Source organism: Ruegeria sp. YTSA226 (genome assembly GCF_059609905.1).
Window position 1 is genome coordinate 189,424 of record NZ_JBXWMQ010000004.1, and the last position, 12,721, is coordinate 202,144.

Sequence of the window (12,721 nt, forward strand, 5' to 3'; positions counted from 1 at the left end):
GGGCGACTTATATCTGAAGCATGAAAAAGTTCATTTCAATATGCGTGGTCACAGCGGCCATGGGCGTTCCGGCACAGGCAGAGGACGACACAGGCAAATCCTTGATGGAACAAGGGGCTGAGTTGTTCTTTGAAGGGCTGCGTCAGGAAATGGAGCCCGCGCTTGAAGATTTGTTGGGGCTGGCAGATCAATTCGGCCCCGCGATGCAGTCGTTTTTTGAGGAAATGGGACCGGCCCTGGCGGAACTGGCCGCCGAAGTACAGGACTGGAGTGTTTATGAGGCTCCGGAAATCCTGCCGAACGGGGATATCATTATCCGCAAAAAGCCGCCCGAGCCCGAGCTTGAGCCGGAAAAACCCGAAAATGAACCCGAAGGCGAGATTGATATCTGAGGGTCAGCCTTTGATGATCAAGCGGGGTTCGGATTTCAGCGTGCTTGCCAATGAGTTCAGTCGTGCTTCGGCCACTTCGCTAAAGAGAGGGGCTGCGGCTTCTGGCAAAATCAGCTCTAGCTGACGTTTTTTAGGGTACAGCCGAAGCGTGCCCATCGTGGCTTCGTTCTGCATCCACAGCATTGCACCAAAGCGCATGGCTTTGCCCAGAATCTCGGCCTGTTCCTGATCTTTTTCGCCCAACAAGTCATAGAGAGGGGTAAACCGGTTGCCTTCACGCTTGTTGCGATACCTGTGCTGCAGGGCCAGCCCGATATAAACCCGTTCGGAATGCTTTAAACCGCCCAAGTTGGCGCGAGTTACGTAATCAAAGCAGGTTTCAGCCCGGTAATCCGGATGGGCGCGCCAACTGACATCGTGCAAAAGACACGCAGCCTTGATCAGCCTGACCCGCGCGGGCGGCGCGGATTTGAACAGAGGCATGACGAATTCGAACAGATGTTTGCCAAACCCGGGCAGGCGGGCATCTTTGGCTTCGGAAAAATAGCTGGCTTCGATCAGAGGGTCACGATCGCGCAGGATTTGTGGCATCTGTTCGTAAAGCAGGCCTTCGCGGATGCCATAGCTGGAAACGGCAATGTCCTTGGGTTTGAACGTTCGCACCAGTCGCGCAAGCACATCCATCGCATAAGGGATCAGCGCCATCCGAGAACCCGAGACGCCTGCCAGACTGCGCAGTTTTTCCGGGTCACCCTTTTCGATGAATTTGATGGTCTGATGCACCTGCTTTGTCGTCATCCGATATTCATGCAGCACGTTCAGGGGATATCCCCGGCGCAGCATGTCGAGCCTTGCAAAGGCCCGCCAGCTTCCGCCCACCAGAAACAGACGATCGCGCTGAGGGCCCATCTGGTCGCGCAGGTTTTCCATCGTCTCCTTGATTTGCGCCTTGCGCGCGCGACGACCGCCCTTGATATCCCGCAGCTTCAGCGGACCTAGGGCCGACGACAGGCGACGACCAACGTCTCCGCCACCGATCTCGGCCAGCTCCATCGAGGACCCGCCGATATCACAGATCAGACCATATGCACCGGGCCAGCCCAGTAAAACGCCCTGAGCGGACAGGCGTGCCTCTTCCCCGCCGTCGATGACCGAGACCGTCAACCCGGTTAGCGCGTGAACTTCGGCGCAGAAATCCGGGCCATCCTTGGCCTCTCGCACGGCGGCGGTGGCCACGACGTGCAGCCCCGGCAGACCCAGATCGTCTGACAGCCGGGAAAAACGCTTCAACGCAGCCAGGGCACGTATCCTGCCAAGCGGGTTCAGGCGGCCGGTCTCGGACAGGCCCGCGCCAAGCTCGCACATGACTTTTTCATTGTAGAAATAGGCAGGCGATCGCGCCGCACCATCAAAGATCACCATCCTGACCGAGTTTGACCCTACATCAACAACGCCGACGCGCGACAGGGCGCGGGCCTCGGGGTTGTCAAACAACGGCTTTCCGAAAGGTCCCCAGTCGGGAATGTTGGTATCTACGGCTTGATCCATATCTCGTCCAGATATTCCAGGCTTAAGATGCGAAATCACCGGGGACGGGTCAATCGCTGGTTTCGGCATCTTCCAGTTCCGCACTCAGTACTCGTACGGCCAGAGCCCGCGTGATGTCTCGTTTCTCAGACAGCGCCAGTTGATCCAGCAGCGCCACAGTGCTGGCGGCGGTTTCGAAACGGCGATCCATATGTTTGACGAGGTAAGCGATGACCTCGGGTCCGGGGTTCAGCTGTCGGTCTACGAACAGTTTGGCCAGCACGGCGCCCAGTAGCGCGTCATCGGGCGGGTCCAGCGCAACGTGATGTGCGCCTTCGATCCTGCTTTGCAGGTCAGGCAAGGGCAACTGCCAGAAATTTGGCGCCAGGCGCCCGGTCATCAACAGGGCGTGGCCTTCTGCCAACACAAGATTGTGCAAATGGAATAGGGTTTTCTGCTGGTCGATATCGCCAGCAATCATGGGGACATCTTCCACTGCGATCGGTGTTTGGGCGAGGTCAGGAACCTCGTCGTGCTTAATCTGCGAGGCTTGCACAATGCGACCACCGGTCTCGGCCGCCCACACATGGGCCAGATGTGTCTTGCCCGCGCCTGCAGGACCGCTGAGCACCAGTTTATTCCCCGGCCATGAGGTAGCCGAGATCATGGCCACGGCCAGCGCATTTGCGGGCGAGACGAAAAAATCCTCGCGCCCCAGCGCAGTCTTGGCCGGTAGATCAAAGCTCAGCTGTAGGGCCATTCAATCGTCTTCCTGGTCCAAACCCACAAGGCCAGTATACAGACGGCTATCCAAATAGATCGACGTGGCAAAGCGCGCCAGAACGCCAAGTGCTGCAGCGACCGGCACCGCGATCAGCATCCCGACAAATCCGAACAGGGCGCCAAAGACCGACAATGCCAGCAACAGCCAGACCGGGTGCAACCCGACCGAGCTGCCGACGAGCTTTGGCGTCAGAAAATTGCCCTCGGCCACCTGACCCAATGCAAAGACCGCTGCGACCAGCCCAATTTGCGTCCAGTCTCCCCAGAACTGGAACAGTGCCAAACCAATGGCCAGTGAGCCCCCGATCAGGGCGCCCAGATAAGGGATAAACGTGACTAAGCCGGCGATAAATCCAACGACCAGCCCGAACTGCAGTCCGACGGCCATCAGCGCGACGGCGTAATAGGTGCCCAGGATCAGGCAGACTGTGCCCATTCCACGTACAAAAGAGGCCAGAACGCTGTCAATCTCACCAGCCAGTCGCTTGATGGTGGGGGCGTGGTCGCGGGGCAAAAGCTCTGCGATACGAGCAATCATGCGGTCCCAGTCCAACAGCATGTAGACGGTGACTACTGGGACAATCACCAGCAAAACCACCACGTTGATGGCTGATCCAAGCGACGCAGCGACAGATTGCAGGACATCACCAGTTTTGGACTGAAGCGTCTCACCCAAGGACACCAGAAACTGGTGCGTGTTGGATTCGCGGTCCAAAAGCGACGGGAATTGCTGTTCGATAAACCCTCTTAGCTGCTTGAGAAGGCTGGGCATAACCTCGACCAGGTCGATCAACTGGGTGATCAGCGCCGGAACGACCATCAGGATAAGCAGTACGAAACCCAAAACGCCGACAACCGTGATTACCCCGGTAGCGGCCATGCGGGACAGGCCCAGCTTTTCAAGCCTATCCGCAACAGGATCAAGGAAATAGGCAATCGCGCCACCGATTACAAAGGGCAGCAATACATCGCCAAGTGCCCACAACAGCAGTACAATAACCACTGCGGCGATGCCCCAGTACCTGAGTTGATCTCTTACCGGCAAAGCCATGGCTGTCCCCTTGTTTCGGCACGTCCAAATGTTCTTGGCGTATGCGGCCCTACGATGCAAGCGCTTCATGACCCGCCAGAATCGCGCGGGGCTAGTCGCTTAACGTGCCCAGTTCAGGGGTGGCGTCATGCGCTGTTTCATCGGGCCAATTGGTGCGCCAGATTTCAGCCGACCAATGGCCGCAATGCACGGATGGCCTGTCAAAGCCGGGCAGGGGCGGTAAAAGCGGTTCGACAACCACATCATGACGCGGCACCGCGAAATACGGGAAGGAATAGCGTTCTTTTCCCGACCGGTTGACCACCCGGTGCGGCGTGGATTTCAAGCGCCCACCTGACCAAAGCTCCAGCATGTCACCGATATTGACGACGAACCCACCCGGCGGGCAGTCGGGGGTTATCCAGCCTCCGTCACGGGTCTGAACCTCAAGCCCGCCGACTGGGTCCGGGGCGATGATGGTCAGCGCATCCGTGTCTTTATGCGGGTGGATGCCGTACCCGGCCTCGTCCGGGGCCTGAGGGGGGTAGTGCAACAAGGTCATATTGGTCATGGGGTCGCGGAACGCAGCGCGCAGCTGGTTCGCAGGTAGCTTCAATCCCATCTCCAGCGCGCCCAGCAGCATATGCGCGACACCGTCCAGCTTTGACCAGTAATCCAGAATCACTGCCTGTGCCCGTGGAACATGGCGGGGCCAGATATTGGGGCCATAGAGGGCACAATCTCGGCGGATGGGCGCATCCAGGTCCACCTGATAATGCAGCTTGTAGCCTTCGTATTTATCCGCTTTGCCCGACCCGTCATTCGGGGTGAAAAACCCCATCGGGATAAAACCGCGATAATTCTCGCGTGTGATCGCCTGATCCCATTTCGCATCATCGTCGATGTCGAAAATCGCCCGGACGCAAGTGCGCATGTTGTTGACGGTGTCCCGCGAAACGCCGGTGCCGGTAATCGACAGGAACCCAATCCGGGTGCAGGCATCCATGACTGCCTGAACGGTTGCGTTGAAATCGGTGTGGCTGGCATCACCCAGCGGAGCAATGTCGATTGTTGGGATGTGGTCCATCAGCGTATCCTCACGCCTTGCCGTGCCAGTTCTTTATGCACCGGGGCAAGGTTCAATTTATCGAGGTCTTGGTTGCTTTTGAGTGAAAGCGCCGCAGCAATCCCCGCGCCCTGACCCATGACCGCACAGCAAGCCATGTTGCGCGTCGCCGCATGGGCAACCCGGTCCGCCCCATGTGACCGGCCCGCGACCAGCAGGCCCTTGATCCCTTTGGGCAGCATCGACCGATAGGGGATATGCATGTACCGACCAGTCGTGGGCAGGATCAAAATGCCATAGCCGTCGATGAATTCGGGGTAGATGCCGATTGTGTCTTCGAACCGGCCCTGATGGCGGGCATCATCCTCGGTCATGTTGTACACCGCGTCGATCTTGCGGGTGTCGCGAATGCCGATGGTCATCCCGAAATTCCGCAGCCGGGCGTTCTCACACCCGGGCATGAACCGGCGCAGCGCCTCGATGGCGAGCATTGACTGACGCCGCCCTTCGATCTCACCGCGGGTCATGCTGTCGGGATCGGTGCCATCGATCTCGGCCAGATGAATAAGGTTCATATAGGTCAGCTCACCGGTGTCATGCATCGCGCCCCAAGTGCCCGCGATGGTGTTCAGATGTGCTGGGATCAGCCCCTGATCAATCGCTTGCTGGAACGGTTTGTGCACAAAGGGCGAGTACATGTCGTCCTCTTTACCGCTGGTCTCAATGTTCCATTCGCCACCACCGCCCCAGTCCTTATAGGTCTGGGGGTCGGCCTTTACGCCTTCGATAAAGGCGCGCTTGTCGACGCCCGCCAGATGGAACATGACCGAGGCCGCCATCATGTCTTCGCGTGCGGTCTTGTGCGTGGGCGCACCGGCGCGATGGGCGACATCTGCGTCCCCGGTAGCGTCAATGACAACCTTCGCCAGTATCGCCTCGCGCCCGGCTTTGGATTCGGTGATGATGCCGGTGATCCGCTCGCCGTCCATGATCGGAGCCACGAATTGCCGGTGCAGCATCGGATGCACACCGGCCTCTTCGATCAGTTTGTCGGCGACCAATTTGAACCCTTCGCTGTCCAACTCATAACTCAGCGACTGACTTTCTGGCACCGCCGCACCCATTTCCTTGGCGCGGGTTTCGAACTCCATGCCGATGCCGCCAGCCTCAACCGTTTGTTCGTGGCGATACCAGGCAAAGCCTTCAACGCCGACAGCGGTGATATTGCCGCCCATGCAGCCGAAGCGGTCGACCAGCGACACTTCGGCTCCGGCTCGTGCGGCCGCCAGCGCTGCGGCCAGACCTGCAGGCCCGGAGCCAACAACCAGAACGTCCGTGGAATGGACAACGGGGATCTGACGGGCGGGTTCTTGAATGGTCTGCATGGGCGCCTCGGTGACACTACATTGCCGCCACATTTGACGCAGCTAACTGGCGGGTCAATCAAAAAACCGACAGGCCCGTGGTCGTAAAACCCCAATGCGTGATTGCCCCCGGCGGGGCTTTGGCATAATCACCTTTGAAGTCGAATTTTACCTCTAAAGGTCAAGCCATGCGCCTCAGCCGTTACTTTCTGCCCGTTCTCAAGGAAAACCCCTCCGAGGCTCAGATCGTCAGCCACCGGCTGATGCTGCGCGCGGGCATGATCAAGCAGGCCGCTGCTGGGATCTATTCCTGGCTCCCGCTGGGGTTCAAAGTTCTGCGCAAGCTGGAAAACATCGTGCACGAAGAACAGGCGCGGGCGGGCCACATCGCCATTCAGATGCCTGTCATGCAATCGGCAGATCTGTGGCGCGAATCCGGACGTTATGACGACTACGGCCAGGAAATGTTGCGCATGAAAGACCGGCATGACCGGGACATGCTTTTTACCCCGACTGCAGAGGAACTGGTGACTGACATTTTTCGGGGTCATGTCAGTAGCTACAAGGACCTGCCGCTGACGCTCTATCAGATCCAGTGGAAATTCCGCGATGAAATCCGTCCGCGTTTCGGCGTGATGCGGGGCCGCGAGTTCTATATGAAGGACGGTTATAATTTCGACCTGACCAAAGAGGATGCGTTGCACGCCTATAACCGCCACCTGGTTACATATCTGCGCACCTATGAGCGCATGGGCTTGCAGGCGATCCCGATGCGCGCCGATTCCGGCCCAATCGGTGGCGACGATACGCATGAATTCCTGGTTTTGGCTGAAACCGGCGAGTCTGAGGTATTCTATGACAGCGCCGTCACCGACCTGACTTTTGGCGACCGTCAGATTGACTATGACGACCGTGGTCAATGTCAGTCCATTCTGGAAGAGTTCACTTCAAAATACGCCCGCACCGACGAGACGCATGACGAGGCGCTGTTCAATCAGGTGCCGGAAGATCGGCGCCGCGTGGCGCGCGGGATCGAAGTTGGCCAGATCTTTTATTTCGGCACAAAATATTCCGAACCTCTTGGGGCAACCGTTCAAGGCCCCGATGGCAAACCGGTTCCGGTCCATATGGGTAGCCACGGCATCGGTGTCAGCCGCTTGGTTGGCGCGATCATTGAAGCCAGCCATGACGACAAGGGCATCATCTGGCCCGAGGGCGTGACCCCGTTCCATTGCGGTATCGTGAACCTGAAACAAGGCGATGACGAAGCGGACGCAGCCTGTGAAAAACTCTATGCCGCGCTGACCGTGCTGGGGTTGGAGCCACTTTATGATGACCGTAACGAACGGGCAGGCGGTAAATTCGCCACGATGGATTTGATCGGCCTGCCTTGGCGGATCACGGTCGGCCCGCGCGGCCTGAAGAACGGTGTGGTGGAACTGACTTGCCGCCGCACAGGCGAAAGCGAAGAGTTGAGCCCCGAAGCCGCCGTCACCAAGATCGCCGAGATCTATGAGCGCATCGCCTGAAACCGACACGCCGCTGATCTCGGTCATCACGGCGACATATAACCTTCTGTCCCAAGGGCGGCAGGACAGTTTCCGCGAAGTCATAGCCTGTATGGCCCGGCAGAGTTGCGACCGGGCCGAACATATCATTCAGGATGGCGCATCGGATGACGGCACGGTGGCGTTTCTGGAAGAGCTGACGGCAGGTGCACCACGAACGCGCGTGATCAGCGCGCCTGATACTGGCCTGTATGATGCCATGAACAAAGGCGCCGAGGCTGCACAGGGTGATTATCTGCTGTTCCTGAACTCGGATGACTCGCTGGCATCGGATGACATTTTGAACACCCTTGCCGACCGGCTTGCGGAATCTCGACCGGATTTCCTGTATGGCTCGACCCTGCGCAAATACGCGGACGGTTCGGAAAGTCGGGAAAAGCGCATGTCGCTCAAAGCGATCCTGCAGCGGATGCCGTTCTGCCATAATTCGGTGTTGCTGCGGCGGGATGTGTTTCAGGCGCTTGGCGGGCATGACACGCAGTTTCGGGTGGCTGCGGATTATGACCTGATGCTGAGGCTTGTCGCTGCCGGATATCAGGGCGAGCGCACGGATGAGCCTGTTTCCATGTTCTGGGGCAGGGGCGTAACCAGCGACATTGTCAAAACCGCCGAGGATTATGCCCGCGTCTGGGTTCAATTCTATTCAGGTTTCAATGCAGCGCGGACCCTGACCCAACAGGATTTCTTCCGGTTCTACCGCCGCGGACACATGCCTGCCAATCTGATGATCGAATTACTGCGGCGCCCAGATACCCCGGAGGGGATCAAACTGGCGGCACGCCATAGCCTATGGAAAACGGCCCGCCGATCCGTACAGTTTTGGCGGCGCTATTAGTGACCTGCCGCAGTCGGTCGGACGGATAGCAGATCGCCATCAGCCTCGGATCCGCGTGGAACAACGATCGGACGGCCCAAGCGATTGACTAGGTCCTTAAATTCGAACCCCAAAAAGCGTATTCCGCAAACACGGTCGCCAGTCATGCGATCGGTGATACATAACCGCCCCTGTCGAAACGCCAAATGGTACCCTTTATCTTTCAGGATATCCGTCAGATTGCCCCAGCTTGCGGCACCGGAAAATATCGGGCGTATCGCCGCGCGCAGCAGTGCTGCGGTCTCGCAATCAATTTCTGTAGATAGTTTCCGGGCCGAAATTGCGCCCGGTTGTTCTGTTTCAGTACGAATATTCATGAGCGACCCCCGCTCTGGAAATGAATTCCCCCTCAAAGTAGGGTGACAAAGTTTCTTTAAATAATCAAAAAGCGAAATAATATTGCGCCTAAAATGTTGCATTTTGAGTGCAGTTTCACCCTGAATGCTCACATTGACTTCATAGCTGAAACAATGCGGTGCTGTCTGTGAAGGGCTTCACAACCAAGGGTATAATGCGGCATGTGGAAATCATCCGTATTTTGAAAAACCCCGACCTGATTCGCCGATGGTTGAATTTCTTGCGGAATTGGATCACCTGGAATTTGCTGATACACGGGCCGAAAATCACAAAAGGATCCACGGTTTGCTGAGCTTCACAACCGTCGTCTATTCCAAAGATTTCCCCTTGCTTGAATTGCAGGCATTGTCTTTCGCCCGATTTGTTGACCCTGATCAGGTCGGCTCGATCCGGGTGATCATGAACGATGTGGACGAACCGGCACTGCGCGCGATGGTGGAACCGATTTTGGCTTCTTACGGTCCATTGCGACCCAAAGTTGAAGTCCTGAGCGGCGATGACGTTTTGCTGGCTCCTGGGCAATGCGCGCGCCGGTCGATCTCGGACAGGATATTGGTCGAAAACCGATACCGCATTCCGGGCGCGCGCAAGGGTGGATGGCGTGGCAACAACGGATACCGGACACAGCAAGTTTTGAAATTGGGATCTGCTCGGGCTGCCTCGACAGAAAACATTGTAATACTGGACACCAAGAACCTGTTTCTGCGCCCCTTTCAGGAGGCCGAGTTTTTCTCGGACAGTGGTGCGGCGCGGATTCCGTTTATCGGTGTGAACAGCGATTATCATAGACGCTGGCTGGAACAGAGCTTTGATGCGCTGGGCGCGTCGATCCCGGAAACGGACGGCATTCAGACAACAAATTTCGCAACGCCGTATCCTGTGCGCCGGTCGCTGATCCTGGATCTGCTGCAAGAGATAAATGCGCGCCACGGATCGGTTCAGTCGCTATTTGCCTCTCGCAGGCGCCCGTCTGAGTTTATGTTGTTGAATGCATTTTGTCTGAAATCCGAAGCCGGTTTTGCGCCTTGGTTCGAACCCTCGGGAAACACTAGCATAGGGCTGTGGCCATCCTTTTCGGCGCAGAAACTGACTGATGAGCTTTCCCGGCTGGACGATCCGGAAACTCTGACCCTAGGCTTGCATAACAGAGCGCTTTACAAGCTGCCCGCCGACATTCGAAACCGGGTGTTTCACGAGCTGGAAAGCCGCGGTATCTGCGATCGTTCCATCGCCGAGGCCGCCTTGAACAGAACCGCTGCTTTGACCGGGCAAGTCGAAGTGGGCGGATAACCGGCTTGACCCCCGGTCGAATTGCCGAGAGGGTCGCCACAAAACAAAACCAGCGGAGCAGACATGGCCAAGACACCACCGCCATTTGCGCTTTTTGAGTGGAAAATCGCTTGGCGATACCTGCGTGCGCGCCGTGCTGAAGGTGGCGTCAGCGTGATGACATGGATTTCGCTGATCGGGATTACCCTGGCAGTGTTTGCGCTGATCGCCACATTGGCCGTCAGATCCGGTTTCCGGTCCGAATTTGTCGGAACCATTCTGGGGGCTAACGCCCATGTGACCGTGTATTCATCGGGTGAGTTCACTGCGCAGGGGCAGGTAGATCGCACTATTGCGGATTATACGGACATGGCCGACCGGATCGCTCAGGTTCCAGGCGTTCAGCGTGCAGCACCTTTGGTGAAAGGTCAGGTTCTGATCACCAATCGCGACCGCAGCAGCGGGGTTGAGGTATTTGGCATCCAGCCCGAAGATTTGCTGGAGCTGCCCGGTGTCGCCGAAAGCGAACAGGCGGTTGGTGATCTGTCGATGTTTCAGAACGGCCAGGACGTCATTGCCATAGGTTCAGGCGTCGCGCGCAGCATCGGGGCGACGGTGGGCGATACCATCAAGCTGACCTCGCCCAATGGGGTGAAGACCGCGTTTGGCACCTCTCCCCGAGTGAATGCCTACCAGGTGGTTTATGTGTTTTCTGCTGGGCGTTATGACATCGACCGGACGCGGGTCTATATGCCCTTCGAACAGGCGCAGGGTTTTTTCAACCGCGAGGGCGTGGCTGATGAGATCGAAGTTATGGTTGACCGCCCTGAAGAGCTGACGCCGATCCTGATCCCGATCCTTGAAGCCGCAGGCGAGCGCAGCCAGATCTGGACATGGCAGGATGCCTCGGGCGGGTTCCTCCGCGCGCTTGAAGTGGAAGACAACGTCATGTTCATCATCCTGTCGATCCTGGTTCTGATCGCGGCGATGAACATCGTCTCGGGTCTGATCATGCTGGTGAAAAATAAGGGCCGAGACATCGGCATCTTACGCACCATCGGGCTAAGCGAAGGCTCGATCCTGCGCGTGTTCTTCATCTGCGGGGCATTTACGGGGATCATCGGCACTGCGTTGGGCGTGGTGCTGGGCTGTCTCTTTGCGATCTATATCGACCCAATCTTCAGTTTTGTGAACTTTGTGATGGGGGGCGGGGTTTGGGATCCGTCCATCCGCGGCATCTATGCGCTGCCTGCGGAGCTGCATCTGTCGGATGTGCTCAAGGCTGTTGGTCTTTCACTTGGGCTGTCCTTCCTGGTCACCTATTTCCCCGCCCGTCGCGCGGCGCGGCTGAACCCTGTTGAGGCGCTGCGCTATGAGTGATGTAATGATGCGATTGGCCGGTCTAACCAAGACTTATCTCAAAGGTAAGCCGGGTGAGGTTCAGGTATTGCGCGGTGTCGATTTGGACCTGCGTGCGGGCGAGGCCGTGGCTCTTGTGGCGCCCTCTGGTGCCGGTAAGTCGACGCTGTTGCATATTGCCGGATTGTTGGACACACCCGACACAGGATCGGTTGAGATTGCAGGCCAGAACGTGACCGGGAAAGGTGATCGCACGCGTACTGCCTTGCGGCGGCAGGATGTCGGCTTTGTCTATCAGTTCCACCATCTGTTGCCGGAATTCACCGCGCTGGAAAATATCACACTGCCGCAGCTGGCCAATGGCGTGTCCGAAAGGGCAGCCCAGGAACGGGCGATGTCCCTTCTGGATCATGTCGGCGTCGCCGCGCGCGCCGATCACCGGCCGGCCGCCCTGTCTGGCGGTGAGCAGCAACGCGTGGCCTTCTGCCGCGCATTGGCCAACAAACCTCGGGTTCTTCTTGCGGATGAGCCGACAGGCAATTTGGACCCTGAAACCTCGGATCAGGTTTTTGACGCATTGATGGCTTTGGTGCGGGACGAGGGGCTCTCGGCTCTGATCGCCACACATAACATGCAGCTTGCCGCCCGGATGGACCGAACACTGAGGCTGGACGGAGGCGCGCTTAGGCCAGTTGAGTGATGGCAACGCCTGCAGCCATCACTGCGATACCGCTTGCGCGAACCCATGTCAGCGGGGTGACCTGCGCGCCAAACAAGCCGAAGTGGTCGATGGCTGCAGTGCTGACGAGTTGCCCAAGAAGGACAAAGAACACCGCGTTGCCGACCCCAAAATGTGGCGCAACATGGGTGATTGACAGAACATAAAAGGCGACAAGCACACCGGCCAGAAGCAGGTGCTTGGGGGCATCGGCAATTTTTGAAAGGGCTCCAAAGCCGGGAAAAACCACCATCAACGCTGCACTTGATGCAAAGGCTATCGCAAACAGGACCACAGCCGCTGTTGTTGGCGACCCGATCAATTTGCCCAATGCGGCATTCAATGCGGCAAGGATCGGAACCCCAATTCCAGCCACAAGCATAATAGCAGCATATTGTGTCATGCGGTTTTCCT

At 57.7% G+C, this 12,721-nt stretch carries 13 protein-coding genes; 6 read left to right on the plus strand and 7 right to left on the minus strand.

All coding sequences use genetic code 11. The features are described 5' to 3' along the window. Positions 1–20: 20 nt before the first annotated feature. Entirely contained in the window at positions 21–392 is a 372-nt protein-coding gene (locus AC2FFF_RS07985; protein WP_271949466.1) for a hypothetical protein, read from the plus strand. A 3-nt stretch (positions 393–395) separates the two neighbouring features. On the opposite strand, the gene AC2FFF_RS07990 is transcribed toward AC2FFF_RS07985, so the two are convergent. The 5 genes from AC2FFF_RS07990 to AC2FFF_RS08010 all read right to left on the minus strand — a co-directional run bounded on the left by AC2FFF_RS07990 (position 396) and on the right by AC2FFF_RS08010 (position 6,183). Further along, positions 396–1,940 (minus strand): Ppx/GppA family phosphatase, encoded by a 1,545-nt coding sequence (locus AC2FFF_RS07990; RefSeq protein WP_271949467.1) that lies wholly within the window; start codon positions 1,938–1,940, stop codon positions 396–398. 49 nt (positions 1,941–1,989) lie between these two features. After that, positions 1,990–2,679: a P-loop NTPase family protein gene (locus AC2FFF_RS07995; protein WP_281972741.1), complete on the minus strand. Its 690-nt coding sequence runs from the start codon at positions 2,677–2,679 to the stop codon at positions 1,990–1,992. After that, positions 2,680–3,753 (minus strand): AI-2E family transporter, encoded by a 1,074-nt coding sequence (locus AC2FFF_RS08000; protein WP_142636822.1) that lies wholly within the window; start codon positions 3,751–3,753, stop codon positions 2,680–2,682. It abuts the gene before it with no gap. Positions 3,754–3,844: 91 nt separating this feature from the next. Next, positions 3,845–4,819 carry an isopenicillin N synthase family dioxygenase gene (locus AC2FFF_RS08005; RefSeq protein ID WP_281972742.1) on the minus strand — a complete coding sequence of 325 codons (975 nt, stop codon included), beginning with the start codon at positions 4,817–4,819 and terminating at the stop codon, positions 3,845–3,847. Next, on the minus strand, positions 4,819–6,183 hold the full coding sequence (locus AC2FFF_RS08010) for an FAD-dependent oxidoreductase (protein ID WP_281972743.1): 1,365 nt from the start codon (positions 6,181–6,183) through the stop codon (positions 4,819–4,821). Before AC2FFF_RS08010 ends, AC2FFF_RS08005 begins: the two co-directional genes overlap by 1 nt. A 167-nt stretch (positions 6,184–6,350) precedes the next feature. Here AC2FFF_RS08010 and proS point away from each other — a divergent pair, with 167 nt between their 5' ends. Further along, the gene (gene proS, locus AC2FFF_RS08015) at positions 6,351–7,691 is read left to right on the plus strand and encodes a proline--tRNA ligase (RefSeq protein WP_271949474.1); all 1,341 of its coding nucleotides are present in this window, start codon (positions 6,351–6,353) and stop codon (positions 7,689–7,691) included. Continuing rightward, positions 7,675–8,565, plus strand: a complete 891-nt coding sequence (locus AC2FFF_RS08020) for a glycosyltransferase family 2 protein (protein WP_496882910.1) — start codon at positions 7,675–7,677, stop codon at positions 8,563–8,565. Before proS ends, AC2FFF_RS08020 begins: the two co-directional genes overlap by 17 nt. Here AC2FFF_RS08020 and AC2FFF_RS08025 read toward each other — a convergent pair. Continuing rightward, positions 8,562–8,921 (minus strand): hypothetical protein, encoded by a 360-nt coding sequence (locus AC2FFF_RS08025; protein ID WP_281972745.1) that lies wholly within the window; start codon positions 8,919–8,921, stop codon positions 8,562–8,564. The genes AC2FFF_RS08020 and AC2FFF_RS08025 overlap by 4 nt on opposite strands. 247 nt (positions 8,922–9,168) lie before the next feature. On the opposite strand from AC2FFF_RS08025, the gene AC2FFF_RS08030 reads away from it, so the two are divergent. From AC2FFF_RS08030 to AC2FFF_RS08040, 3 genes are all read left to right on the plus strand, one after another. Further along, positions 9,169–10,251, plus strand: coding sequence for a DUF6492 family protein (locus AC2FFF_RS08030; protein WP_281972746.1), 1,083 nt, complete (start codon positions 9,169–9,171; stop codon positions 10,249–10,251). 63 nt (positions 10,252–10,314) lie between these two features. Then, on the plus strand, positions 10,315–11,610 hold the full coding sequence (locus AC2FFF_RS08035) for a lipoprotein-releasing ABC transporter permease subunit (protein ID WP_271949481.1): 1,296 nt from the start codon (positions 10,315–10,317) through the stop codon (positions 11,608–11,610). Next, entirely contained in the window at positions 11,603–12,289 is a 687-nt protein-coding gene (locus tag AC2FFF_RS08040) for an ABC transporter ATP-binding protein (protein ID WP_281972747.1), read from the plus strand. Before AC2FFF_RS08035 ends, AC2FFF_RS08040 begins: the two co-directional genes overlap by 8 nt. On the opposite strand, the gene AC2FFF_RS08045 is transcribed toward AC2FFF_RS08040, so the two are convergent. After that, positions 12,273–12,710: a DMT family transporter gene (locus AC2FFF_RS08045; protein ID WP_271949483.1), complete on the minus strand. Its 438-nt coding sequence runs from the start codon at positions 12,708–12,710 to the stop codon at positions 12,273–12,275. The two genes, AC2FFF_RS08040 and AC2FFF_RS08045, sit on opposite strands and share 17 nt — an antisense overlap. Positions 12,711–12,721 lie beyond the last annotated feature (11 nt).

Excerpts from the sequence above, each read along its gene's own strand:
- AC2FFF_RS08005 (WP_281972742.1), bottom strand. The coding sequence starts at position 4,819 with ATGGACCACATCCCAACAATCGACATTGCTCCGCTGGGTGATGCCAGC.
- AC2FFF_RS08010 (WP_281972743.1), bottom strand. The coding sequence starts at position 6,183 with ATGCAGACCATTCAAGAACCCGCCCGTCAGATCCCCGTTGTCCATTCC.
- AC2FFF_RS07995 (WP_281972741.1), bottom strand. The coding sequence starts at position 2,679 with ATGGCCCTACAGCTGAGCTTTGATCTACCGGCCAAGACTGCGCTGGGG.
- AC2FFF_RS08020 (WP_496882910.1), top strand. The coding sequence starts at position 7,675 with ATGAGCGCATCGCCTGAAACCGACACGCCGCTGATCTCGGTCATCACG.
- AC2FFF_RS08000 (WP_142636822.1), bottom strand. The coding sequence starts at position 3,753 with ATGGCTTTGCCGGTAAGAGATCAACTCAGGTACTGGGGCATCGCCGCA.
- AC2FFF_RS08040 (WP_281972747.1), top strand. The coding sequence starts at position 11,603 with ATGAGTGATGTAATGATGCGATTGGCCGGTCTAACCAAGACTTATCTC.
- AC2FFF_RS08045 (WP_271949483.1), bottom strand. The coding sequence starts at position 12,710 with ATGACACAATATGCTGCTATTATGCTTGTGGCTGGAATTGGGGTTCCG.
- AC2FFF_RS07985 (WP_271949466.1), top strand. The coding sequence starts at position 21 with ATGAAAAAGTTCATTTCAATATGCGTGGTCACAGCGGCCATGGGCGTT.
- proS (WP_271949474.1), top strand. The coding sequence starts at position 6,351 with ATGCGCCTCAGCCGTTACTTTCTGCCCGTTCTCAAGGAAAACCCCTCC.
- AC2FFF_RS07990 (WP_271949467.1), bottom strand. The coding sequence starts at position 1,940 with ATGGATCAAGCCGTAGATACCAACATTCCCGACTGGGGACCTTTCGGA.
- AC2FFF_RS08030 (WP_281972746.1), top strand. The coding sequence starts at position 9,169 with ATGGTTGAATTTCTTGCGGAATTGGATCACCTGGAATTTGCTGATACA.
- AC2FFF_RS08025 (WP_281972745.1), bottom strand. The coding sequence starts at position 8,921 with ATGAATATTCGTACTGAAACAGAACAACCGGGCGCAATTTCGGCCCGG.
- AC2FFF_RS08035 (WP_271949481.1), top strand. The coding sequence starts at position 10,315 with ATGGCCAAGACACCACCGCCATTTGCGCTTTTTGAGTGGAAAATCGCT.